21 protein-coding genes, 1 other RNA gene, 2 pseudogenes and 1 riboswitch are annotated in these 23,142 nt (G+C 44.6%); of the genes and pseudogenes, 5 read left to right on the top strand and 19 right to left on the bottom strand.

From position 1 onward, the window contains the following. Window positions 1–35: 35 nt before the first annotated feature. The 4 genes from MJQ52_RS00960 to MJQ52_RS00945 form a co-directional block, all read right to left on the bottom strand. A complete protein-coding gene (locus tag MJQ52_RS00960; RefSeq protein ID WP_094247849.1) occupies window positions 36–3,617 on the bottom strand; it encodes a dynamin family protein in 3,582 nt (1,193 codons plus the stop codon). A gap of 182 nt (window positions 3,618–3,799) precedes the next feature. Then, a complete protein-coding gene (gene fbpC, locus MJQ52_RS00955; RefSeq protein WP_025284905.1) occupies window positions 3,800–3,895 on the bottom strand; it encodes a Fur-regulated basic protein FbpC in 96 nt (31 codons plus the stop codon). A gap of 72 nt (window positions 3,896–3,967) precedes the next feature. Beyond that, window positions 3,968–4,474: an isoprenylcysteine carboxyl methyltransferase family protein gene (locus MJQ52_RS00950; RefSeq protein WP_003153565.1), complete on the bottom strand. Its 507-nt coding sequence runs from the start codon at window positions 4,472–4,474 to the stop codon at window positions 3,968–3,970. Next, the gene (locus MJQ52_RS00945; RefSeq protein WP_094247848.1) at window positions 4,474–5,574 is read right to left on the bottom strand and encodes a type III polyketide synthase; all 1,101 of its coding nucleotides are present in this window, start codon (window positions 5,572–5,574) and stop codon (window positions 4,474–4,476) included. Before MJQ52_RS00945 ends, MJQ52_RS00950 begins: the two co-directional genes overlap by 1 nt. A gap of 165 nt (window positions 5,575–5,739) precedes the next feature. On the opposite strand from MJQ52_RS00945, the gene MJQ52_RS00940 reads away from it, so the two are divergent. Then, window positions 5,740–6,348 carry a GNAT family N-acetyltransferase gene (locus MJQ52_RS00940; RefSeq protein WP_077722495.1) on the top strand — a complete coding sequence of 203 codons (609 nt, stop codon included), beginning with the start codon at window positions 5,740–5,742 and terminating at the stop codon, window positions 6,346–6,348. Window positions 6,349–6,377: 29 nt separating this feature from the next. Here MJQ52_RS00940 and MJQ52_RS00935 read toward each other — a convergent pair whose 3' ends face one another. Then, window positions 6,378–6,686 carry an MGMT family protein gene (locus MJQ52_RS00935; RefSeq protein WP_014305272.1) on the bottom strand — a complete coding sequence of 103 codons (309 nt, stop codon included), beginning with the start codon at window positions 6,684–6,686 and terminating at the stop codon, window positions 6,378–6,380. Between the two features lie 222 nt (window positions 6,687–6,908). Here MJQ52_RS00935 and MJQ52_RS00930 point away from each other — a divergent pair, with 222 nt between their 5' ends. Both MJQ52_RS00930 and MJQ52_RS00925 read left to right on the top strand, forming a co-directional pair. Next, on the top strand, window positions 6,909–7,172 hold the full coding sequence (locus tag MJQ52_RS00930) for a transcriptional regulator (protein WP_094247847.1): 264 nt from the start codon (window positions 6,909–6,911) through the stop codon (window positions 7,170–7,172). 345 nt (window positions 7,173–7,517) lie between these two features. Next, a pseudogene (locus MJQ52_RS00925) lies at window positions 7,518–8,094 on the top strand (DUF421 domain-containing protein). A 201-nt stretch (window positions 8,095–8,295) separates the two neighbouring features. Here MJQ52_RS00925 and MJQ52_RS00920 read toward each other — a convergent pair. Continuing rightward, window positions 8,296–8,865 carry a cysteine hydrolase family protein gene (locus MJQ52_RS00920; protein ID WP_094247846.1) on the bottom strand — a complete coding sequence of 190 codons (570 nt, stop codon included), beginning with the start codon at window positions 8,863–8,865 and terminating at the stop codon, window positions 8,296–8,298. 334 nt (window positions 8,866–9,199) lie between these two features. Here MJQ52_RS00920 and MJQ52_RS00915 point away from each other — a divergent pair, with 334 nt between their 5' ends. Then, the gene (locus MJQ52_RS00915; protein ID WP_070082007.1) at window positions 9,200–9,475 is read left to right on the top strand and encodes a hypothetical protein; all 276 of its coding nucleotides are present in this window, start codon (window positions 9,200–9,202) and stop codon (window positions 9,473–9,475) included. 394 nt (window positions 9,476–9,869) lie between these two features. Here the strand turns inward: MJQ52_RS00915 and pbuX are convergent, their stop codons facing one another. From pbuX to MJQ52_RS00890, 5 genes are all read right to left on the bottom strand, one after another. Continuing rightward, entirely contained in the window at window positions 9,870–11,174 is a 1,305-nt protein-coding gene (pbuX, locus tag MJQ52_RS00910) for a xanthine permease PbuX (RefSeq protein WP_094247845.1), read from the bottom strand. After that, a complete protein-coding gene (gene xpt / locus MJQ52_RS00905) occupies window positions 11,171–11,755 on the bottom strand; it encodes a xanthine phosphoribosyltransferase (protein WP_077722498.1) in 585 nt (194 codons plus the stop codon). Before xpt ends, pbuX begins: the two co-directional genes overlap by 4 nt. Window positions 11,756–11,854: 99 nt before the next feature. Further along, a riboswitch (purine riboswitch) is annotated at window positions 11,855–11,954 on the bottom strand. Between the two features lie 133 nt (window positions 11,955–12,087). Beyond that, window positions 12,088–13,590, bottom strand: a complete 1,503-nt coding sequence (locus MJQ52_RS00900; protein WP_094247844.1) for a carboxypeptidase M32 — start codon at window positions 13,588–13,590, stop codon at window positions 12,088–12,090. 111 nt (window positions 13,591–13,701) lie between these two features. Continuing rightward, entirely contained in the window at window positions 13,702–15,621 is a 1,920-nt protein-coding gene (locus MJQ52_RS00895; RefSeq protein ID WP_094247843.1) for an ATP-dependent DNA helicase, read from the bottom strand. 104 nt (window positions 15,622–15,725) lie between these two features. Next, the gene (locus MJQ52_RS00890) at window positions 15,726–15,917 is read right to left on the bottom strand and encodes a hypothetical protein (protein WP_003153550.1); all 192 of its coding nucleotides are present in this window, start codon (window positions 15,915–15,917) and stop codon (window positions 15,726–15,728) included. Window positions 15,918–16,083: 166 nt separating this feature from the next. Here MJQ52_RS00890 and MJQ52_RS00885 point away from each other — a divergent pair, with 166 nt between their 5' ends. Further along, window positions 16,084–16,236 (top strand): YpzG family protein, encoded by a 153-nt coding sequence (locus MJQ52_RS00885; protein ID WP_003153548.1) that lies wholly within the window; start codon window positions 16,084–16,086, stop codon window positions 16,234–16,236. Between the two features lie 58 nt (window positions 16,237–16,294). Here the strand turns inward: MJQ52_RS00885 and MJQ52_RS00880 are convergent, their stop codons facing one another. The 8 genes and pseudogenes from MJQ52_RS00880 to MJQ52_RS00845 form a co-directional block, all read right to left on the bottom strand. Beyond that, window positions 16,295–17,443 carry a THUMP domain-containing class I SAM-dependent RNA methyltransferase gene (locus tag MJQ52_RS00880; protein ID WP_094247842.1) on the bottom strand — a complete coding sequence of 383 codons (1,149 nt, stop codon included), beginning with the start codon at window positions 17,441–17,443 and terminating at the stop codon, window positions 16,295–16,297. A gap of 96 nt (window positions 17,444–17,539) precedes the next feature. Then, an RNA gene (gene rnpB, locus MJQ52_RS00875) (RNase P RNA component class B) lies at window positions 17,540–17,921 on the bottom strand. A gap of 55 nt (window positions 17,922–17,976) precedes the next feature. After that, window positions 17,977–18,276, bottom strand: a complete 300-nt coding sequence (gene gpsB, locus MJQ52_RS00870) for a cell division regulator GpsB (protein ID WP_003153541.1) — start codon at window positions 18,274–18,276, stop codon at window positions 17,977–17,979. A gap of 79 nt (window positions 18,277–18,355) precedes the next feature. After that, the gene (locus MJQ52_RS00865) at window positions 18,356–18,904 is read right to left on the bottom strand and encodes a DUF1273 domain-containing protein (protein WP_070082012.1); all 549 of its coding nucleotides are present in this window, start codon (window positions 18,902–18,904) and stop codon (window positions 18,356–18,358) included. A gap of 88 nt (window positions 18,905–18,992) precedes the next feature. Continuing rightward, a complete protein-coding gene (cotD, locus tag MJQ52_RS00860; RefSeq protein ID WP_003153539.1) occupies window positions 18,993–19,229 on the bottom strand; it encodes a spore coat protein CotD in 237 nt (78 codons plus the stop codon). 83 nt (window positions 19,230–19,312) lie between these two features. Continuing rightward, window positions 19,313–19,420 (bottom strand): annotated as a pseudogene (locus tag MJQ52_RS00855) (hypothetical protein); the annotation flags it as partial. Between the two features lie 121 nt (window positions 19,421–19,541). Then, window positions 19,542–20,780, bottom strand: a complete 1,239-nt coding sequence (locus MJQ52_RS00850; protein WP_094247841.1) for a ribonuclease H-like domain-containing protein — start codon at window positions 20,778–20,780, stop codon at window positions 19,542–19,544. A gap of 19 nt (window positions 20,781–20,799) precedes the next feature. Then, window positions 20,800–23,046 carry a DEAD/DEAH box helicase gene (locus MJQ52_RS00845; RefSeq protein WP_094247840.1) on the bottom strand — a complete coding sequence of 749 codons (2,247 nt, stop codon included), beginning with the start codon at window positions 23,044–23,046 and terminating at the stop codon, window positions 20,800–20,802. Window positions 23,047–23,142 lie beyond the last annotated feature (96 nt).

Genomic DNA, 23,142 nt, shown 5'->3' with positions numbered 1-23,142 from the left:
CTACCACGACTGTTATCTGCCCGCCAACCGGATTTTTAAATTTTCAGCATTTCATCTTTCTTTTTCCATGCTTTTTCGGCTTCGTAAAGGTGTTCAATTTCCCTTGCACTCGTATTTTCCGCAAGACCTTGTAAATAAGTGTCCCGCTGCTCGTGGATCTGGGACAGGCTTTTATCCGCCATGTCTTCTTGCAGACGGCGCACCTGCTCAGTATATCGCTCTGAAAGGCTTTCTTTCTCCTGCTCAAGCCACTTTTCTGTCACTTTTTGCAGGCTGAGCCTGAGCCCTTCCACAAACGCTCTTTTTCCGTTCTGTTCAAAAAACTGCTTCGGCGATTTAACTTCTTTTATGTGATGTGTGAATGCCGAGACGTCAATGACCGGAGCGACCTCTTTCAGCTGAACGGCAAATTCGTTTTCGGCGCTCACATAAATAGAGAAATCTCCGTCTTCCATAAGCTTCTTCTGACAGTTTTCCATCCATTCCTCAGTCATATGGCGCTCAATAAAACCGGTCATCCGGATATCGAGCGTTTTCAGCTCTTGAATATATTCAAAACGGAATTCCTTGAGCGCTTCATTCAGCGCCGCTGATATATTTTGTTTCCAATCACCGTTTTGAAGACCCGGATGGAAGGCGGTTTTCAGCATATCATTCGCATAAAACGTCAGGCGATGTTTAATGTGATAGAGCTGCTCTTCCGTATCTTTCATCACTTTTCGAATGATGACCTCAGACGTACGGCGCTTTGAAATGTCAGCGAGAGCTTTTTCATAGGAAGACTCCAGACGCTGTTTCTTTTTCTCTTTTTCTTCTGCCGACTGGTGAAGAGATTCGTGAAGCTGTTCCACCATATCGCACAATTTGTCAGCCTCTGTTTTCAGCTGGGCGCAGCTTGCCCTCATTACATCTTCCTCAATAAAGTGCTCAAGCCCGGTTCTTACATCAGAGAACCTGTTATAAAAAGCTTCTTTTTTACCCGCAAGCTCTTCTTTACTTGAGACATGATATAATTTCGGCCGGTTAATTCCCTCTTTTGAGAGTTCTGAGCGGACATAGTCTTTGACTGTTTCCAGCTCGCTTTCGGTTTTGGCCAGATCTGCGGCGTTAATGACAAAAAACATTTTATCCATGCCGAATGATTCTTTGACGAGGCCGAGTTTCTTCAGAAAAGACCTGTCTCCTTTTGAAAAAGAATGCTGATAGTACGTCATATAAAAGAACGCATCAGCATCTTTTATATATTGAAAGGCAAGTTCCGTATGGCGCTTGTTTATACTGCTTGCTCCCGGCGTATCAACAATGGTGATGCCTTTTTGCGTGAGAGGCGAATCATAATACACGGTGACTTCTTTTACGCAGCAGGCCGTTTTTTCTTCCGCTGCATACGGTTTTAAATCTTCAACCGGCACCGTCAGTGTCTGCCTTTGACGGATCTGTTCTTCATACGTATCAAACGCCTGCAGCATCGTCTGAATCACCGGGATAAGTTCATCCGGAACTTTTCCCTTTTTAATGGCATAATTCCATCTCTCTTTCAGTGAACGCCCCTTTACATCAGCGTCTTTCAGCTCAGTCAGCTGAAGCATTTCAGCGTCCAGATCCTCCTCCGTCTTAAAAACGATCTCCGCAGATTTATGCGGTTTGCCGGCTTGCGGTTTCGTTATTTTGTTGATCGTAGCCGTTGTGGGCGTCGGTGATGACGGAAGCACGTATTCACCGACAAGCGCATTTGCAAATGATGATTTACCGGAACTGAATCCGCCGAATAACGCCAAGGTAAACTGGCGGTTTTCAAGCCGCTCAATCCTGCTTCGAAAGGCTTCTGCCTGTTTTTCTAATATGCTCGAGGATTCAAGAATCCCGGCAAGCTCATAGAACCGATCAGTCTGCTCTTTTATAGGAAGTTCCTTCATCGCATTTTTTTCGGGCTTGTTTACTTCATACTGTACAGTCTCTTTTGGTTTCTCTTTTTGGACGGGCGCTTTTGCAAGGCGTTTTTTTCGCGTATACCAGTCGCCGCTTCCCGTATCACAGGTCAATTCTTCTTCCCACAAAGCGCGGACTCGGGCTGCTTTTTCCAAGGCATTGCGTTCTTCTTTTGCCGATTGCGCGAGCTCATCCCTTATCTGCTTTTCTTTTTCGAGCCGGTTTTTCAAGTTCTCAATGAGCGGTCCGTTTTTTGCCTGAACATAAGCGGTCAGCTCCTCAATGAGTTCCGCTGTTTGTCTTTTGGCTTCCCTTCTGATCATCTCAGCGAGGTCTTTCGTATAAGTTAATACGTATTCAGATGAAAAGGCCGCTCCCTGCTTAATGGCCTGAGCGGTGATATCATCAGAAAGCGGTGTGCGGTACGCCTGGATTTTCTTGATCAGTTCGTCCGAATCCGCTTCATACCGCTTGGCCGCTTTCGTAAATGTGTCGATAATATGCCAATCCGCTTCCCCTTCTGTTCTTTTTTTAATATCGGCAAAAAATTCAGCATGCCTTCTCTCTTTCTCCTGAGCCGTTTTCGCTTTTGAAAAGAATAATCCGGTTTTAAATGAGGGCTGCTGTGATTCAATATAAGCAGATGCAAGCTCCCTCATCTCAAAGGGTGTCAGATTAGCGTTCTGCAATATGTTCTGCACGTCTTTTCTGATGTCTTTCTCTGCTGTTTCAGCCTGTTGAACGGCTTTTTTAAGCTCATCTTCAACAGAACGGACAAGTGCTTCTTGTTTGTCAAACTGCTCTCCGCTGCCGTTTTTATCTTCTTTTACGAGCATCTCTGTATGCTCTTTGACTAAGTGTGCGACTTTTCTCTCCGTTAAGGACCATAAATTTGATTTTGCCTGCTGTTTCAGCTTCTGCAGATGTTTTTTCAGCTGTTCCATGCCGTTTAAAGGATGGTCAGGCTCAGTGACAGACGTAAAGAAAAGCGATTCTTTCGGTATTCCCGCGCCTTCAAGCATATCTTCCACCTGCCTGCGGTACTCTTCAAACTTCGTTTCGGTTTCATCATGCCTGTCAATTTGGTTGACGATCAGAAACAAATTCGGAATACGGTCTTTGATGGAGCTGAGAAACAGCATATTTTCTTCTGAATGAACGTGATTATAATGAACGACGTAAAATAAAGCGTCAGCCTGATGGAGAACCGAAGCGGCAGATAAAAAATGCGCTTCGTCCGTCGAATCAATTCCCGGTGTGTCAATGTAGGCCGCATAAGGCTCTGACTCCTTAAAGCCGGCATAGACTTCCACCGTTTCAATTTGCTCACCGTCTTTACAGAATTGCTGCACTTGTTTTTTATCGTAACTTCCTTTAATTTCTGCATAAGCCCCGTCCGTCGTATGAAGCACGACTTTATCTTCACCGTGCCGGATGACAACGAGGTTGGCGCTTGTGGGAATCGGGCTTGTCGGCAGTATGTCTTCACCGAGCAATGTGTTTAATAAAGAGGACTTTCCGGCCGAATAATGCCCGGTAAACGCGATATAAACCTCTTCATCAGCCGCTTTTTTCATAATGGCCGCGAGCTGATCGGCCCGTTTTTCATCCTGGTGATCCAAAAATTGTACGTATAAGGCACCCGTTCTGCTGAAAATCTCCCTGTTATGGCGTTCTTCTTCTGTCATGTGTCTTTACCCCTTTGTGTCTGTCGCATCAAATGACGTTTTCATTTTTAGAAAGCTCTGAAAAAAACCTCTCCCCCATTTTACACAAGAATGGCCCACTTTTCTTCAGGAAACGTAAAAAAGCCGCCGATATCGGCAGCTGATAAAGAAAAAACACCCGCGGCATTAAAAACCGCAGATGTTTAAGAAGACATCGATTTATTCGAAACTTTTTTCAATACGAAACCAATCAAAACACTGTATGTACAAACGGCTGCAAATAAAAATAACATTGTCATTTTCGGCACCACCTTGAATGAGAATCATTTTCATATTTACATCTTATCATGAGTGAGAATGATTTTCAATCTCTATTTTGCGGTGTTTTCTTCTAGCGCTTTCTCTTCGGCGCGAATCCTCACAGTGAGCATGCAGGCATTGAGAATCGAAAAGAGAAACAGTGTCCAATACGCTCCGTATAACAGCGGCAGAAAAATAAATTCTAAGATGACGACCGCGTAGTTCGGGTGCTTCATCCACCTGTACGGCCCCTTTCTGACAAGCTCCGCATCCGGCACGACAAGAATTTTCGTATTCCAATACCGCCCTAATGATAATAGAGCCCAATACCTGATCCCCTGTACAAATAAAATAATACATATAATGGCGGCCCACCTTGGAGAAAGCGTTTTTTGAAACGCCGCCACCTCAGCTGTAAGAGAGACAAAAAAGAGCACGTGCATCAGGACGAGAAAGGGATAATGTCCTTCTCCGTATTCGACTGCGCCTTGCTTTTTCACCTTCTGCTCATTGCGCCGGGCCACGATCATCTCCGCAATCCGCTGGGCCGCAAGCAGCATGATAAACAGCCAAAACATTAAGAAGCCCCCTTTTCCCAGCTGAACAGCAAAAGCTCAGACGAAAATCCCGGCCCGAGAGCGCCGATCAGCCCTTTTTCGTTTTCTTTCTGCCGGCCGCGGAGCAACTGTTCTTTTATCACGTGAAAAATAGTTGCGGAAGACATGTTGCCGTGTTTTTGCAGCACCTTCCGAGATGCCGCAAGCTGACCGGTGTCCATTGAAAGACTCGTTAAATAGGCGTCAATGACCTTTTTCCCGCCTGGATGGGCAAGAAAGGTTTTAATGTCGTGAGGATCGACACCATATTCTAATAAAAATTCATCAACATTGTCCTTCAGCCACTGTGAAACCAGGGTGGGAATATCTCTTGAAAAAATGACTTGAAAACCGCTGTCGGTGAATTCCCAGCCCATCACATCTTCCGCATCCGGCATCATCACCGATTGAGTGGCAAATATCCGCGGAAGAAGCGGCTGTTTGACGTCGTTCCGGTTCGCCTTTTCCCCTCCGATTAGTACTGCGGCAATTCCGTCCGCAAACAGGGAAGTTCCGATTAAGTTGCTTTTTGACTTGTCGTTCGGCTGAAACGTTAAGCTGCAGAGTTCAGCCGCGATGACAAGCACGTATGCTTCAGGATATGCGCGGCAGTATTCGTACGCCCTGGACAGGCCGGCCGCTCCGCCCGCGCATCCTAAGCCCCAGATCGGTATCCGTTTTGTTTTCGCAGAAAACGGCAGCTGATTCATCACTTTCGCTTCAATGCTGGGTGTCGAAAGCCCGGTGCTGGAAATAAAAAAGATCGCATCCACTTTTTCATATGGGAAGGGATTTGTTAAACAATCCGGGTTTGTTAAACAATCAAGCGCCGCATCCGCACTATGCTTAACGGTTTCTTCCGTATACAGCCGGTTCTTTTCTGAAAAACCCCGCGCCGTTTTATACCATTCAATCGGCCGGACAAACTGCCTTGATTCAATTTCGCCGTTTTGAAAGGCTTTTAACAGCCGATCAATATCCTTAAATGAATCGGCAAACATCCCTCTCGCAAAATCTGCCGCCGTTTCTTGCGAGACATGATACTTCGGAATGCTCGTTCCGACCGACAACACATATGCCATGCCCATCACCTCTTCACATAAAGGTTTCCGCTTTTTTCCTGAATGTATGCATAAGTTTGAATCGAGGATTTCACTGACATGCCATTTTAATTTAAAATTGGCCCTTTTGAATGATAAACCGTTCGACTATACTTTACCCATTCATAAAAAAAGGTTGTGATAAGCATGCTGAAACCCGTCATTCTTAAAGGGTCACTCGTTCAGTTAGAGCCGATGACGATTGATCACACTCAGGCACTTTGTGAAGCTGCTTCAGGAAATAGGACGACTTACGCTTACACCCATGTTCCTGACGGAATCGAAGAAACAAAGCGTTATATTGAACGTGCGCTTTCCGATTATGAAAAAGGACTTGCATTGCCATTTGCAGTACGGAGTCTTGAAACAGAGCGAATCGTCGGAAGCACGCGGTTTATGGATGCGGAAGTGTTTACGCGGCCGGCGGACGCAGCCCCGGAAGTGTGTGAGATCGGCAGCACATGGTATGCCTCTGCCGTACAGCGGACCGGTGTCAATACGGAATGTAAACTTCTGTTGCTGACCCATGCGTTTGATGCGTGGCAAGCTGTCAGGGTGACGCTGAAAACCGATGTTCGCAACCAGCGCTCACGAACTGCGATTTTGCGGATCGGTGCCCAATTTGAAGGGATCCGCCGCGCGCATATTCCGGCTGTCGACGGCGGCCTCAGAGATACCGCCTACTACTCCATCCTTCGGGAGGAATGGCCTTATATCCGGCAAAACCTTTCTGGCCGGCTCGCAGCATATAACTGAAAAACCTGCCGATATATACGGCAGGTTTTTTACATATTCGGATCATGGACGTATAAATTGAGATCGATCCGTCCGTCTGACGTGACCGCTACCCCCTCAGCTTCAAGAGACAGCTTCTGTACAGAAAACATCTCTTCATCTCTTAATCCGATTTCACCCTTTGCATTGATGACCCTGTGCCAAGGAAGACGATGCTTTTTACTCATGGAGTGAAGAATCCGCACAACCTGCCTTGCTCCCCGCGGACTTCCCGCAAGACCGGCAATTTGACCGTACGTCATCACTTTTCCTTCAGGAATCTGTTTGATAATAGCTACCGCCCGTTCCGTAAATGTCATGTAACTCCTCATTTCGCAAGAAGCAGATGATTTTCGAGAAAATCAGCCACTTCCTGATCTTATTTTTTTAGATGATAATTGCTTCATCATCATACTTATTACATCTCTGCGTTTAAATAGATTATCTGTTTGTTCACAAAAAATTAACAAAGATAGGCATGTACATGTTTAACATAATATGTAATAATACAATTGTATTAAAAAAGAAAAGGAGTGTTTGCAATGAAAATGAAAAAAGCTTTAGCCGGCTCAGCCCTATCACTCGCTTTACTCTGTTCTGCCGCCCCTGCTTTTGCCGCAGGTCCTGCTGATACACCTTCTGCAGAAAGCAAAACGAAGGAAGTATCTGCTTTGGCGACGTTCATACTTAATGGTTATGGCCCTGATTATCCTACTTCAATTTACCAGAATGGAATCACCTATTATTTAGACAACATCACCTTCCATGGCGCTGATGGCACTTGGACAGCCGTCTACAAAAGCTGATTTTTCAAGACGGCGGAATGATTGTCTTAAGTAACAACTAGAAAGCTGCTAATATAAGGGGGCTTTGCCCCTTTTTTTAGTTTCACTCCATTTTATAATTGATCCAGCATATAGCACCTAGGTGCGTAATTTTATTACATCCGATGATCATTATCAGTTGTACTGTTTCTGCTTTTAGACGCAAAAACACATAATCTAAAATTTTCTCCCGCGTGTCTATCCAAAAGCCGAGTCTCAACTCTATCAATCCGGAACATTTTATCGACGCCTGAGTTCCCCAGCTAACGTTAAGAAACCTCTTACTTGCTCTTTTATTTTTGATAAAACACAATCCAGGGTGATAACATGAGATTTGCTTGGGAAGAATTAATTATAATTGCATTCGGAATGATTTTACTGAGAATTTCAGGGAGAAAATCCATTGCACAAATGACCATCGCACAGACAATGGTGATGATTTCAATCGATCGTTCATCCCATTTTAGAAACTAGTTTATTGAAAACATTAATCGCTGCGTCTATCCTTTTTAGTGCTTTGATTTTGATGGAATGGTTTCAAGTAAAAGTAAACTGGATTGAATTTTTTTTAACCGAAAAATCTAAATTCGTTATAGAAGACGGCCAACTCAATATAGAAAACTTAAAGAAGCTGAGACTGACAGCAGATCAACTCGAAATGCGTTTAAGGCTTCTTGGCATTTCAAAAATAAACACAATTAAATATGCCACTTTAGAAGCTAATGGACAATTAGGCTACGAATTAAAAGATGACTGTAAGCCTTTAACCATCAAAGATCTTAAAAATGTGATCGATCCAAAATTCCTTAACAATGAGTCTCCATCTCAAACAGAGGGTCAAGCCAATCTATTTGAGGAAATCAAAAGACATCAGACTCAGCACAAGCCAAAAAATCTTGAATAATTCGCTGATTAGTAAAACCTTTTGTTATTCAAAACCGAAGCCGGATCCAGACCGTTAACCGCCGATCATTTTTTACCGAAATCGGTTTATAAGAAACAAAAAAAGCATCTGAAGCAGATGCCTTTTTTCCGACGAGGTCCTTGTATGCGCCTGAATATGCTTTTCAGCCGCCTATACCCACCATCAGCCTTAGCCATAATGTTAATCAGTTTGTTTTATAAAATCATTGATTAATTGATCAGTCGTTAATATTGTGGCAAATTCATCATGCAACGTAGCCAGAGATATATTGTGAATAGTCTCGGCATCATAATATGTATCATTTTGGTCTCTCATCCCGAAGGCTGCCGTTGCATCTGAAATCAGGTAGGTATCAAATCCTAAATTACCGCTCATTCTTGTAGTTGTTGAAACACAATGGGGCGTAGTCAAACCAGTTATTACGACAGTTGTTATATCATTTGATTTTAAAATCTCTTCTAGATTAGTCCCGATAAAGCTGCTGTTTACTTTCTTGGTTATAATGACTTCTTTATCCATAGGTTTAACGATTTCCTTTATGGCAAACCCCTCATTCTTAGGATAAAACAAAGAACCAGGTTTATCAGAAATATGTTGTATGTATATGACTGTCCATCCTTTTTCTCTCCATAATTTCAGTATTTTACTAATGTTTTCTTCCGCTTTTACGTTATTTCGTTCTCCCCATTTTTTATCATCGAAAGCTTTTTGTACATCTACAATGATTAACGCTTTTTTCTTTTCTGCCACCAGATAACCTCCTATATTGAAAATTAGTATTTATAACATTTTAAATAAAGTTTTTACTTTTGTACAATTGTTTCAGTTTTAAATTTCATATCACACCTTTCCCGTTGGAAAAGCGCTGGAATAGCTAAAGCAAACACTCACTCAAAGGCTGCAGTTCACCAGAGGCCAGCAATAATCAACTCTTTTTCTCTATATACTTATCAGTATCCCTTTTGCCATCCACTCCCCTAACAAAATTCACGCTACGCTCACAAAATATTAACAAAAAACCCCTTGGTTATTTTTGTATTTCATGTAATAATACAAGTGTATTAAAAACAAAGGAGTGTTTAAAATGAAATTAAAAAAAGTTTTAACTGGTTCTGCCTTGTCTCTCACTTTACTCGTTTCCGCTGCCCCTGCTTTTGCATCCAGCCCTGGCAATACAAATAGCGACTCAACTCAAACAAAATTTTCGACACAAGCGACCAAAGATTCTTTTACAATGGATTACCTTCATAGATGGGATATCCCAAATACAACTGTTAAAAATGGCGTTACTTATTACCTTAAGAAAGTAGAGATAATCGAAGGGTTCTATCGCGCAACTTTTGAAGGATGGATTAATTAGAAGAAGGGGCTTTCCCTTCTTTTACTCTCTTTTGTAAGGATCGGTGCACAAGACACTCCCCCTCAGCGCCCATTCTGCAGTTGCACTTCGGCATCAGGCATTTCATTGCATGTCTCAACCAAGTTTCGAGTCATCACCGTCCGAACAATGATATTCGTTTACGATATAATCCCTCCATTCTCCTTTTTTCTCTTACATTTGGTCATATGTTCACGTACATATAGTTCGGGACGGTTTTCGATGAGATAAGACGGATGCCGCATCACTCAATTTGTTTTTTTTCAAACAATGAAACTAATAAAAAAAAGAGAATGCCTCGCAAAAAGTTCAGCAACTTTCGGAAGCATCCTCGATCTGGATAAAATAAGATGTTATTTTAAAGAAAAACGGGTGATTACCCCTCTTGAACCCTTGTCACATCAAGGGTTTTTTTCGTTTTAGGAATCATATTATAAACAATATTCAAAAGCACGGCGGTAAAGCTTCCGGCGACGATTCCGTTTGTGGTCAGCAAATTTAAGTAAGACGGCAGGTGCTTAAACATATCGGGAACGACAGTTACACCGAGTCCCAATCCGACCGAACACGCGACGATCAGAAGGTTTTCCTGCTTTTTAAGGTCAATTTGACTGAGCATTTTAATGCCGTAGGAAATGACCATGCCGAACATGGCCACCATCGCGCCGCCCAGTACTGAAGACGGGATGATGGTCGTGAAGGCTGCGATTTTCGGAAAAAGGCCGAAGAGCATTAAAAGTGCGCCCGTGACACCGATGACCGCGTTTTTCTTAATCCCCGTCAGCTGCACGAGGCCGACGTTTTGGGAATAGGCCGTATACGGAAAAGCATTGAAAATGCCGCTGATGAATACCGCCAGACCTTCCGCGCGGTAGCCTTTTGCTAAATCACGTTCAGACAGGCGCCGATTTGTCAGGTCACCGAGAGCGAAATAGACGCCGGTTGACTCAACAAGGCTGACAATGGCAACGATGGACATCGTAATAATCGGTACCGCATGAAATGTCGGCGTCCCGAAATAAAACGGTTTAATCATTTGAATTGCGTCAGCATTCGCCACATTGTCAAATTGCACTTTTCCCATGAAATAAGCGATGGCCGTCCCGATGACAATGCCGATTAAAATCGAAATGGATTTCAAAAATCCTTTTGTAAACCGATAAAGCAGCACGATGATGACAAGCACCGTAAATCCGAGGGCAAGGTTAGCCGGATCACCGAAATCCTTGCTGCCTTCCCCGCCGGCAATATGATTCATCGCGACCGGCATTAAGGTCATCCCGATAATCGTCACGACAGATCCGGTTACGACAGGCGGAAAAAAGGATACGAGCTTGCCGAAGAAAAATGACAGCAGAATGACAAGCAGACCCGATGCCAAAATGCTTCCGTAAATGGCTGAAATCCCGTACTCCTTACCGATGGAAATAATCGGCGCTACCGCGGTGAACGTACAGCCAAGCACAACAGGCAAGCCGATGCCGAAAAATTTATTCCTCCATACTTGAAGCAGCGTAGCCGCCCCGCACATAAAAATGTCAATTGATACGAGATATGTCAGCTGTTCTGCGTTCAGTCCCAATGCCGCTCCTACAATTAAAGGAACAACGACGGCGCCGGCATACATGGCAAGCACATGCTGGATACCGAGGGAAAGTGTTTTGGCATAGCCGTTTTTCATGAACGGACCTCCTGTACAAATGTCACTTTTCCGTCTTCAAGCGATTGAATTCTCGCCAGTGATTCGACCCGGCATCCTTTTTTCACCAGCTCGTCTCTTCCCGGCTGAAATGACTTTTCAATGACGATTCCGATCCCGCAAACTGCTGCGCCTGCTTGTTTTATGATGGACAAAAGCCCCTCTGCCGCCTGTCCGTTCGCTAAAAAGTCGTCAATGATTAACACGCGGTCTTCTTTCGAGAGATGATTTCCGGAGATTGCAATCTGACTTTCTGTTTTTTTCGTGAAAGAATAGACGGACGCCGTCAGCAGATCATCCGTTAACGTGAGAGACTTCCTTTTTCTCGCAAAGATGACGGGAACGCCGAGTTCAAGACCGGCCATTACCGCAGGGGCAATGCCCGAAGATTCAATTGTGACGATTTTGGTTATCTCGTCTTTTTCAAAACGGCTCGCAAATTCCCGGCCGATCTGCTGCATGAGAACCGGATCAATTTGATGGTTTAAAAAAGAATCCACTTTCAGCACTTGATCAGAAAGAACGATTCCGTCTTCTGCTATTTTTCGTTTTAATGCTTCCACAATGATTACCCCCGCTTATAAAAAATAAAAAAAGCATTGCCCGCTCTCCAAAAAAAGAGCAAGCAATGCCGAATGATCTACACGTAACGGCCGAATAAAGCCGTCCCATTGCTCACTCATAGTCGGACATTTACGGTGACCGGTAGAAACTTGCGTGCCATATCCACGCGATTATATGAGTGTTCGTATGATATTAATCAAATTATAACAAGATACACTTCTTTTGCATAGTGAAATTTGAATATTCCCGAACTTTTACAAAGAATTAGTTTTCGATTATTCGTCTTTTTAGAATTTTTAGAAAAACGCCCGGTGTATGCCGGGCGTTTCGTTTATAAATATAAATTTGAATATTTGCCGACGAGATACTCAATGAGATATTGAACGTTCAATTCTTCTCCCGTTGCATCTTTTATGATATCAAGCGGCATTTTGCGTCTTCCGTGCTGATGAACCTTTTCTGTCAGCCATTGTTTGATCGGCTCAAAGTCGCCCCGTTCTATTAATTGATCAAATTCAGGCAGATCCTCAAGCATGGTATGCTTCAGCTGTGCCGCATACATATATCCGAGCGCATAGGAAGAGAAATAGCCGAAATCGCCGCCCGCCCAATGTACGTCCTGCAAAATGCCTTTTGCGTCAGATGGCGGCGTAATGCCTAAATAATCATGATATTTTTGATTCCACAATGCCGGCAGTTCTTCCACTGTCACTTCATTGCTGAAAATCGCTTTTTCAATTTCATAACGGATAATAATATGAAGCGGATATGTCAGCTCATCGGCTTCAATTCGGATAAAGGACGGTTTCGCCTCGTTTACGGCGCGTACAAAATCCTCTCTTTTTACATTTTGAAATTGATCAGGTGAAGCCTCAACCATTTTTTCATAATAGGCGGTCCAGAATTGTTGATTTCTGCCGATAAAGTTTTCATAAAATAACGATTGGGATTCATGAATTCCCATGGATGCACCGTCAGATAAGTTCGTTCCGCTCAGGGCTTCGTCAATATTCTGCTCGTAGATCGCATGCCCGCATTCATGAATCGTTCCGAAAATCGCCGTGCGGAAATCGTTTTCGTCATATCTGGTCGTCACCCGCACATCGCCGCGGTTGATCATCGTCATAAACGGATGAACCGTTTCGTCCAGGCGGCCGCCGTCAAACTCATACCCAAGTTCTTTTAAGAAATACAAGGAGAGATCTCTTTGTTTTTCTTTCGGAAACGTTTTCGTTATAAAGGAAGTGTCCGGTTTATTTCCGGATGCCGTCACTTTTTTGACAAGCGGAATGATCGCTTCCTTCAATTCAGAAAACAGCTGATCCAGCACCTTTACCGTAACGCCCGGTTCGAAAATATCGAGCAATGCGTTGTATGGATGATCTTCATAGCCCCAATACGAAATAAACCGCTTATTAAAATCAATCAGCTTCTCAAGGTACGGAGCAAACATAGAGAAATCAGAGGCTGCCCTTGCCTCCTCCCAAGCCGTTTCCGCTTTCGATGTCAAAATGACATATTCTCTATACTCATCTTCAGGTATTTTTTTATTATGATCATAATCTTTTTTTGCAAGTTCCGCAGCTTTCACTGTATCTTCAGAGAGCTCTTCTGCATGCGCGAGAAGGATGTCAATCAGCTCTTTCATCCGGTCGGATGTCTGGATTTGAAAAACGTCAGCCGACAGCTGCCCGATGCTTTCCGCCCGGTCATCAGAACCTTTTTTCGGGGCTCCCGTTCTTGAGTCCCAATGCATGAGCGCAATGGCTTCTTCATAGTGGGATACTCTTTTTAACAGAACAAAAAACTCTTTTTCATATGTATGTAAATCCATATCCGTTCCCCTCCCTTTTCACTATCAATTACAGGCTAATGGAACGCCGTCATAAAGTCAACTTCCCGGATTTAAAAAAGCCGCAGGATAAGATTCCTGCAGCTTTTGTTTTTATATGATTTTCGGTGTAACAGGCAAGACCTTTTTGACTTCGGCCAGGACCCGTTCACTTTCTCCGCCCGCATAAATGGATATGGTTCCGCTGTCCTGATTAGAACGGATGAGGCGGCCGATTCCCTGCCGGACTCTCAAAAGCATGTACGGCAGATCAACTTCCTCAAACGGATCTTTTTTCGCTCCGTTTCGCTTTGCGGTAAACACAGGATCATGAGGCGGATACGGCAATGCCCAAATGGTCACATTCCGGAGCGAGTCACCGGGAATGTCAAGACCTTCCCATAAGTGGACGGAACAAAGCACGGATTCTTCATCCCGCTGGAATTTTTCGACCAGACTGCTGATCTCCTCGTCACCTTCGTAGTAAATCGGATACGGCAGCTCCCACGCGGCAGCCTGTTCTTTAAATTCCTTCATGTCTTCAAAGGAAGGGAAAAGAACGAGAGTGCGTCCTTCATTCTCCTTAATGGTTTCAATCGTTTCGGCTGTTTTCTGCTCAGACGTCATGTCACCGTGAAGCGAAACAGACATTTGCTCCTCGTAATCGTACGGAGATTCAACGGTAAATGATAAAGGATCACGGATTCCGAGACTGTCAGCGATATAATCAAATGAACCGCCCTCAGAAAGAGTGGCCGATGAGAAGATATAAGGAATCTTTTTAGAAAAGACCTTTTCTCCCAAAACTTCGGCTACAGTTCTCGGCATAACGACAAACGTTGAGTCTGTATCCCGCGTTTCAAGCCAGCTGATGGCATCCTTTTGATACAGCGACAGCGAATATGCCATTTGTTCGACGTATTCTTCTACGACTGACAGCTCGTACTTATCGATCGTATACATTTCCGATTCAAATACGAGCGCCTCGCCGATTTTATCGAGCAGACGGCACAGTTCGTCAGCCGCACGCTTAACACGCTGGTCGTTTTGGATGTCCAATCGGTGAGAGCCGGCGATTTCCTTCGATTCCTCTGACAGCACATAGAAAAACTCATCGTTTGCGGCAAGGGCATCTTCAATCAGTTCGGCAAATTCCTCTCTGATGTCATTTTGAAGCAGACGCTCTAAAAACAGCTCAAGCGTCGACTGCTTCACACGATACGTTAACGCTTTTTGCGCGGCGAATTCCAGCAGATGTCCTTCATCAAACACGACGGCGCTGTGATCCGGCAAAAGCGGCAGCTGCCCTTCCCTTTTGCGTGATTCTTCCGTCCATACATGCTCCATGTAGAAATCATGGGAGCAAACAATCAGATCCGTTGATTTTCTGTAATGATCTCTTGAAAGTGTTAAACCGCATCTATGTCTCATATCACATGTTAAACAATCTTGGAAGGAATCATAGCTGACGCCTGCCCACTCTTCATTTGTCAAATCAGCGTACTGTTTGCGGTCGCCGTACGGATAAAAGCGCTGCATCGCTTGTGATTCGTGTACGAATGAAGGCAGCGACTCATAAAGATCCAGCCACTTTTCATCATCAGAATGCTGCATCGTTTTCTCAAGCTTTTTCAGACACAGATACTGCTCATGGGATTTGGACAGCCGTGTATCAATCTGCAGATCCAAATGTTCTGTCAGCTTGGAAATGTCGCCTTCTTTTTTGACAAGCTGTTCAATTAACGTTTCATCGGCGCATGCGATAATGGCCGGTTTACCCGTATATCTGGCATAGCTGATGGCAAACAGCAGATACACCAGCGTTTTCCCCGTACCGACTCCTGCCTCAGCGAACATGACCTTTTTCTCTTTAAATGCCCGTTCAAGCTGAAACGCCATAAATACCTGCTCATCCCGAAGGTCAAAGCCTTTCTCGGGAAGGATATCGTAAAACACGTCACCAATCCAATTGTTCAATTCTTCGTAAAAATTCTTTTCTTTTGTTAAAGCAAAAGGCAAACGTGATGTTGTCACCCAACTCCAACCCCTAACTATTCGGCATTCAGACCATCTATAATATCATTTAACCCTTTTCAATACAACAAAAAAACTTGGCCACGCCAAGTTTTTGTCATTACTCATTTCCGGTTAATGATATGTGTACATAGGAACGGATGGTCTGTTGAATGTGTATGTTTTACCGCATTTTCAAGTTCTTCCTGTGCGTGTGTCATGGCGGAAGGACCGAACTCCGCTCCGGCTTCCTCCAGCCGGAAAGCAGTTGCGTCTAACGCCTTTTGTATTTTACTGAAGTGCTCGCTGTTCAGCATAAAATAAGATCACCTCTCAAATAGAAATAATCATCATTCTATGCCGATGCTTCACTTTCTATACATGCCATCCTGAATGATCCGCACCTGACCTGCACAAACTACAACAGATATTCGATCGAATATCCATCTTCACAAAATTATTCTATCCGGGAGTGATGGTTACATGAGTTATAAAGATCGATTAGATCAGCATTCTGAATTGTTTCATCACAATTGGACGCGGCCGAAACGCTCTAAATCGCAGGTGAACGGCCACACCGAAATGTCCCAGACCAACATTATTTTACGGAGCAACGCAAAAGCGCACCGCTGGTAATGGCAGAATAAAACGTAAAGATGCCGGAGAAGACGCTGTTTCAGGCGTCTTCTCTTTGTTACGGCTTTTTCCGCTGCGGCCGCACTTTAGCCCAGTACTGATAATAATCCGTTTTGATAAAACCGTTAAAGAGCTTCCGTTTTTTTGTTGCTTTTCTTCCGTAGACCTCTTCAAATTGTTCATTTGACGTTAACATGTAGACAGACCATGTATCAAGAGATTCAAATGCCCGGCCCATTTCTTTATACATCTGCTCGACTTCCTTTTTTTCGCCGAGCCGTTCGCCGTACGGAGGGTTTCCGACGATAACGCCGAATTCGAGTTTCGTCGTAAAATCCTGCACTCGCATCTGCTTGCATTCGATCAGGTCCCCAAGTCCCGCTTCTTCTGCGTTTTCTTTGGCGATGTTTACCATCCGGTGATCTACGTCACTGGCAAAGATCTGCAGCGGCTGATCATAGTTCGCCTTTTCTTCCACTTCAAGGCGCGCCTTGTCCCACAGTTCTTTTCCGATCCATTCCCAGTCTTCTGAAGCAAAATCACGGTTAAAACCCGGAGCAATGTTTTGCCCGATTAAAGCGGCTTCGATGGCGATCGTGCCGGAACCGCAGAACGGATCGACGAACGGACGGTCAGGCGTCCAGTTGGTTAACAGAATTAACGCGGCAGCGAGCGTTTCTTTAATCGGAGCTCCGCCCTGATCAACCCTGTATCCCCGTTTGTGAAGGCCTGTTCCTGATGAATCCAGCGTAAGCACCGCTTTATCTTTTAAAAGGGAAATCTCTACCTTATACTCGGGTCCCGTTTCTTCAATCCATTCATTTTGTTTTCCTGATTGAAGTTTCAGCTTTTCCGCTATCGCCTTTTTGACGATCCGCTGGCAGTCGGGCACACTGGCAAGCACTGATTTCACGGACTTTCCGATAACGGGGAACTTTGCGTTTTCGGGAATGTACGCGCGCCAGTCAATCGCTTTTGTTTTTTCAAACAGCTCATCAAACGTTTTTGCCTGAAACTCGGCGACCTGTACTTTAATGCGGTCAGCCGTCCGCAGCCATAAGTTAGCGCGGCAGATCGCAAGCGCATCTCCTTCAAAAATGACTTTTCCGTTGTCTACTTTGCATTCATAACCTAAATCACGCACTTCTTTGGCGACGATCGCTTCAATTCCCATCGGCGCCGTCGCTATTAGTGTGTACTTCTTCATCGTATCACCCTGTCTCTTTTAAGCTTTCATTTCATTCAAGATAAAAGCTCCCCTTTAAAGGAGAGCTCTAATTTGTCATATCAATAATGTTTAACGTTCTGTAAGCCATGTTTTGTTCCGTCGTACTGCAATCGGCTCATCACCTCGTACTCAGGCGGCAATCATCTATCTACAGAAAGTATTCTGTCCTTCTATCTGTTCAGTTCCTTCAAGAAGGTTCCCCTACCAAAATTTGGGTTTCTCGCTCGAGGGGTTTACCGCGTTCCACTCTCACCATTTCTGATGAGACTTCGTCACTGTGGCACTTTCAAGGATACTCAGCCATATCCGGAGACGTAGGCTTTTTTCCTGCCGTCAGCCTATGAAGGCTGCCCTAGCTTATTTCTTCGCTAGGCACGAACACTACGGGCATCTCAGCACCGTGCGAGCATGGACTTTCCTCTACAGATTCAAAGATCTGCAGCGATTACCCGAACGTTAAGAACACTTGTTCATTATAAAGCAACTTGTCTCATTTGACAAGTGCATCTGCCTTATTCGTCATAAAGTTTGCTGCCGAATACATGTTTCTCAAGGTTGGACAGCCTTTTCAGAATGTCAAAGTTGGTCGTATTGGACTGCACCGGCTGTTTTTTGCTTGCTTCTTCAAGCTGTTTTTTCAGCTGCAGATTTTCCTGCTGCAGTTCTTCAATTTCTTGATGAAAGGTTTCATAATCCTTAATAATCATATCTAAAAATTTGTCAACGTCTTCTTGTCTGTAACCTCTAACGCCTGTTTTAAATTCTTTTTCCAAAATGTCTTTCGCAGAAAGCTTTACTTTATCAGCAAGCATCTTTTTCACCTCATATCGTGAATCATCATGTTATATTTTATTCAGAAACACGTCCCGTTGTCAAATATTCTCTGACGTGTTATGTAAAGAAATCTTCTTCTTCAACGGCGGCACGGAGATCATCCATCGTAATCGAATAAATCGGATATCCGTCGGTTTCACGGCGTTTTTCTGCCTGCTGCAGCATATATTTCGGCGACCCTTCCACCTCCGGATCATATAAAAGCAAAAGCGCATCTGACTTTTCAATAAAGAACGCGTTTTTCTGCCGGAATTGGAGCGGACTTTCGTACGGCCGATGCGTCAGGCTCTCCTCATAATCTGCCTGAGCAAGCACCGCTTCATACATTTCTTTATTCGGCTCCTTCCACTTTTCCTCCTGGCCGTAGAAAGGCGTGATAACGGCAACCTTTAATTCCGGATACTCTTCTCTGAGATCGTACGCCGTTTCTGCCGCCCAAAGCTCAGTCCCCAGCTGTCCGGATATGAGAATCCATTCCAAGCCTTCGTCAATAAAGCTTCTGAGTCTGGTTTCTATCGCCTTTTTTATATAAACAAGCGCCCGGTCATCCCGTTTAAAAATCCCGAGTTCAAACGGCTTGTACCCCGTTACGGCTAATACTTTCAATTGATCACCTGCTTAAAAAATGGGGCTCCCCATCGGGCCCCATTTTGATTTGCTGATATCCTAACCGATCTTGCTTAAGCATTCAATACTAGTGATCGCAGCAAGGGCTTCCGCACTGAAAATGCTGGTGAGTTGTCGGGTCAACATTTGAAAAAGTGTGCGGATAGTAATGAACGTGCTCAAAGTTGTGGTGATTTACGTTAGTTGTATGTTGCGGATGAATATGCGGCACAACCGTGTTAGAAAAGCAATGGTGTTCACAGCAATGAGTCGGATGGACAATCGGCGGCATCACGTTTGGTCTGCAACAATGATGATGAAACATGCTAAATCCCCTCTCCATTAACTTTTATTACACTGTTAGGTTATGAAGAAAAGAGGGTGCATGTTCTAATTCAATCACCCAATTTAAAAGTGCGTCAGCAAGCTGTCTTTAAAATTCGAAAATACAAACGCAATCAAAAAAACCACGACAAAGAACAAGTAAAAAACACCTTTATACATACCAACTCTCCCCTATAAATAACTAACGCTATTTTACAAGATGCGGCACCATTCTACAACAAAATCGATGCGGATTCAGAAAAAAATATTTTTGGCGAAACAGCTCGGCTTTTGCGCTTTCCCGGGCAATATTTTAAGAGGAATATTTCCTCTTGAGCCGGGCAATTCTTACATGGAGCTTCTCGGCTTCTTTTTCCGATATTTCCCCGTCTTCTGCTGCCTGCTGTGCGGCCTGCAGAGCTTTTTTGTAATCTTTTGCATGATGCTCAAAATAGATCGCCAGCTCAACCGCTGATTGGTGTCTGCATGTGTGAAGATCAGAGCCCGTCAGTTTCTCCCAAAGGGGCACGGCGTCTTGCCTGCGGTTTTGTTTTTTATAAAGCATCGCTAAGTCAAAAAGGGCCCGATCCGAATCTTCAAAGTCTTTGCCTTGCAGCGCTTCCAGCTGCGAAACGGCGCGATCGGTTTCTTTATGAGCGATAAACCATTTCGCCATGGCGTATGCTTCCTGACGTTCTGACGTCTGATCAGAAGATGCAAAAATCTTTTTTGACATATGGATGTAAAGAGCGATGAGGGAAAGCACATCTTGTTCATTATGCGAGAGCACTCCCTTTAAAAGAGCCGGGTCCTCCGCCTTTAAAAATTGAAAATACAGCATCGGCGCCAAATAACCAGGGGTGTCTTCGTCCCTTTTAAAAGCAAGCTCTTCATTTTCAACCGCCGAAAGCGATACACGCTCTAACTTATGTTTCCAAAGCCGTCTCGCCCCGTGCAGAAGATCAAAGTGCCCGAAGTCAGGAAGTTTCGGAAGCCTGTCCCGCAGCAATGTATGCCTGGTTTTTACCTGCGGCCAGTCAAAGGCTTTTCCGTTATACGTAACAAGGGACGTAATGTCAACCTCACTTAAAAAGCTTTTGTAAAGAGCCGTCTCGTTTCCCGGTTTAGGGAGCAGATGCTGTTTAACCGCGACACGGTCTTCATATACTCTTGCATGGCCGAGCAAAAAGATCATATTGCCTGCCCCGCCGCCGAGGCCGGTCGTTTCAGTATCAAAGAAGAACAGCTGGCTTTTTTCGTATCCTTCTGCTGATAAAGTATGTGTCAAACCGCCTTTATTCCATAATGCCATGACGTCATCAAGTTCACTGAAGCTGTACCGTCCGTGGCGGTGCGAAAGCGGATAGACGGTTTCGCGGATAAGACAGTATTCATCCTCAAAAAAGAAAGGCTTCACTCCGAATGCCTCCCATTCTTCTCTAAACGGGACTTGAATATCCGGGATCGAAAGTTGTGAAGCTGCCGGCTTTTTTTCAGCTTCGGGCACATTCAGGTGGTTTTTCATCCGCTTTAATTTATTTTTCAAGGACATCTTTCGTCCCCCTTTTCTTTTACACGTAATTCAAGAGCTTGAGTATCGCTTTCTTTGCATCTATTCCTTCTATTTCGGAGCCGATACAGGAAGGACATCCGTCTTGACATGGACATTGTCTGATCAGGCGCTCAGCCCCTTCATTGATTTCATCAAATCGCTTATATACTTCATCGGCAAGTCCGATTCCGCCCGGATAATGATCATACAGAAAGATTGTCGGAAGTCCCGTATGTGCGGCTTTGATTTGCGGCACGACATGCACGTCATTTCGGTCGCACATGACGTATACAGGCACGATATGCTGCAGGACGTGGGCAATGCCTAAAAGCAGCTGTTCAAGCGTTTTTTCGCCGATCTCCGAATCCGTTTCTTTTAATTCAAGCCAGGCTGCACTGGTATGCAGTTCTTCTTCAGGAAGATGAATCGGTCCTGATCCTATATTTTCAAATGTCGTCATTTTAATTTTTTTAAATATTGTCGGAAGTGCGTTCACGGTGACGTCGCCGAAATGTAAGGCCGTTTTCTTTCTGCTGTCCGTTCTGTCAATGTCCAGCACTTTCAGCTGCACCGCTAAATTGGCATCTGTATAATATTCGACATCGACCTTTCGCACGTACGCTTTTTTATGATCCCAATCAAGCTTTTCAACCTGATACTGCACCCCTTCATGAAGATAAATCGCTTCATCATGAAGAAGCGTCATCGCGCTGAAGCGGTCCATTTCTCCGATGATTTTTACATCAGCCGTCTCTGACCGGTCAACGATGACCACGTTTTCCTGTGACGCCGAACGGAGACTGATGTTGGAGGCGGGAAAAGATTCGCTCGCCCAGTGATAGCGTTCGCGGTTTTCGTGAAGCACCCCTTCTTCCTCTAAATACTCGAGAATGTCTCTCGCATCATTTTCTCCGAATGTTTCATCGGCTCTGAAAGGCAGCTCATACGCGGCGCATTTCAGGTGATCGACTAATATAATGAGATTATCAGGATTAATCCTTGCAGATTCAGGCGAGCGTTTAAAGAAATAATCAGGATGGCGCACAATATATTGGTCAATCGGATCAGAGTTCGCCACCATCACGATAAGCGCCTCTCCCTGCCGCCGTCCGGCCCGGCCCGCCTGCTGCCATGCGCTCGCGACACTGCCCGGGTACCCCGTCATCACGCAGACCTGAAGCTGGCCGATATCAACGCCGAGCTCCAGCGCGTTTGTGCTGACAACGCCTAGAATGCTGCCGTCTCTTAACCCCCGCTCTATTTCTCTTCTTTCTTTCGGAAGATATCCGCCTCGATAGCCTCTGACAGACTTCGCGCCGATTTCTTTTTTTATGATCTCCTGAATGTGGCTTAAAATAATTTCAACCCGGACACGGCTTCTGGCAAAAACAATCGTCTGGATCTTATTTTTTAAAAAAGTTTTGGCAAGTTCGTTCACTTCCGCGGTGGCGCTTTTTCGAATATGCAGCGGTTTATTTACAATCGGAGGATTGTAAAAAGCAAAGTGCTTTCTTCCGGCCGGGGCACCGTTGTCGTCAATCAGGCGCACAGATTTCCCCGTCAGCTGCTCCGCCAACTCCCTCGGATTGGCGATTGTGGCGGATGTACAGATAAATGACGGCGTGCTTCCGTAAAAAGCGCAGATTCTCATTAAACGGCGGATGACGTTCGCCACATGGCTGCCGAATACGCCGCGGTACGTATGTAATTCATCAATGACGATATATTTCAGGTTTTCAAACAGACTCACCCATTTTGTATGGTGGGGAAGAATGGCTGAATGAAGCATATCGGGATTTGTGATCACAATATGCCCTGCCTTTCTGACTTTCTGCCTGATGGCCGGAGACGTATCTCCGTCATAGGTGAAGCTTTTAATGTCCATGCCCGTCTCGTCTATGATTTCATTCAGCTCGCTTTTTTGATCCTGCGCGAGCGCCTTTGTCGGAAATAAATAAAGCGCGCGGCTTGAGGCATCTTCCGCGATAGACTGAAGAACCGGAAGATTATAGCACAGTGTTTTTCCGGAGGCCGTCGGTGTGACGGCGACAATGCTTTCTCCATTTTGAACCGTCTGAAAAGCGGAGTATTGATGTGTAAAAAGCCGCTCGATCCCCCTCTTTTCGAGAGCAGCCCGAATTTTCGGATCTACTTGCTCCGGCATCGGCATGGTTTTCGCCTCCCGCGGTTCCTCTTCATGCCAATGCACAATATTTTCATGATTTTTTAATTCCTGAATCAGTTCGCTCAGTGATTTTTTCTTCATCGTTCACACCTCTTTATGAGGTACAGTTTACCGAATATTTGTTTGCCTGGCTAGATGAAAATCCTGCACAAGAAAAAAAGCAGGGAATCAGCCCCT

The sequence above is a fragment of the Bacillus sp. jun7 genome, assembly GCF_051034795.1.
Taxonomy (GTDB): domain Bacteria; phylum Bacillota; class Bacilli; order Bacillales; family Bacillaceae; genus Bacillus; species Bacillus velezensis.
Note: the sequence above shows the minus strand (reverse complement) of the source record. Positions and strands in the feature narration are given on the sequence as shown.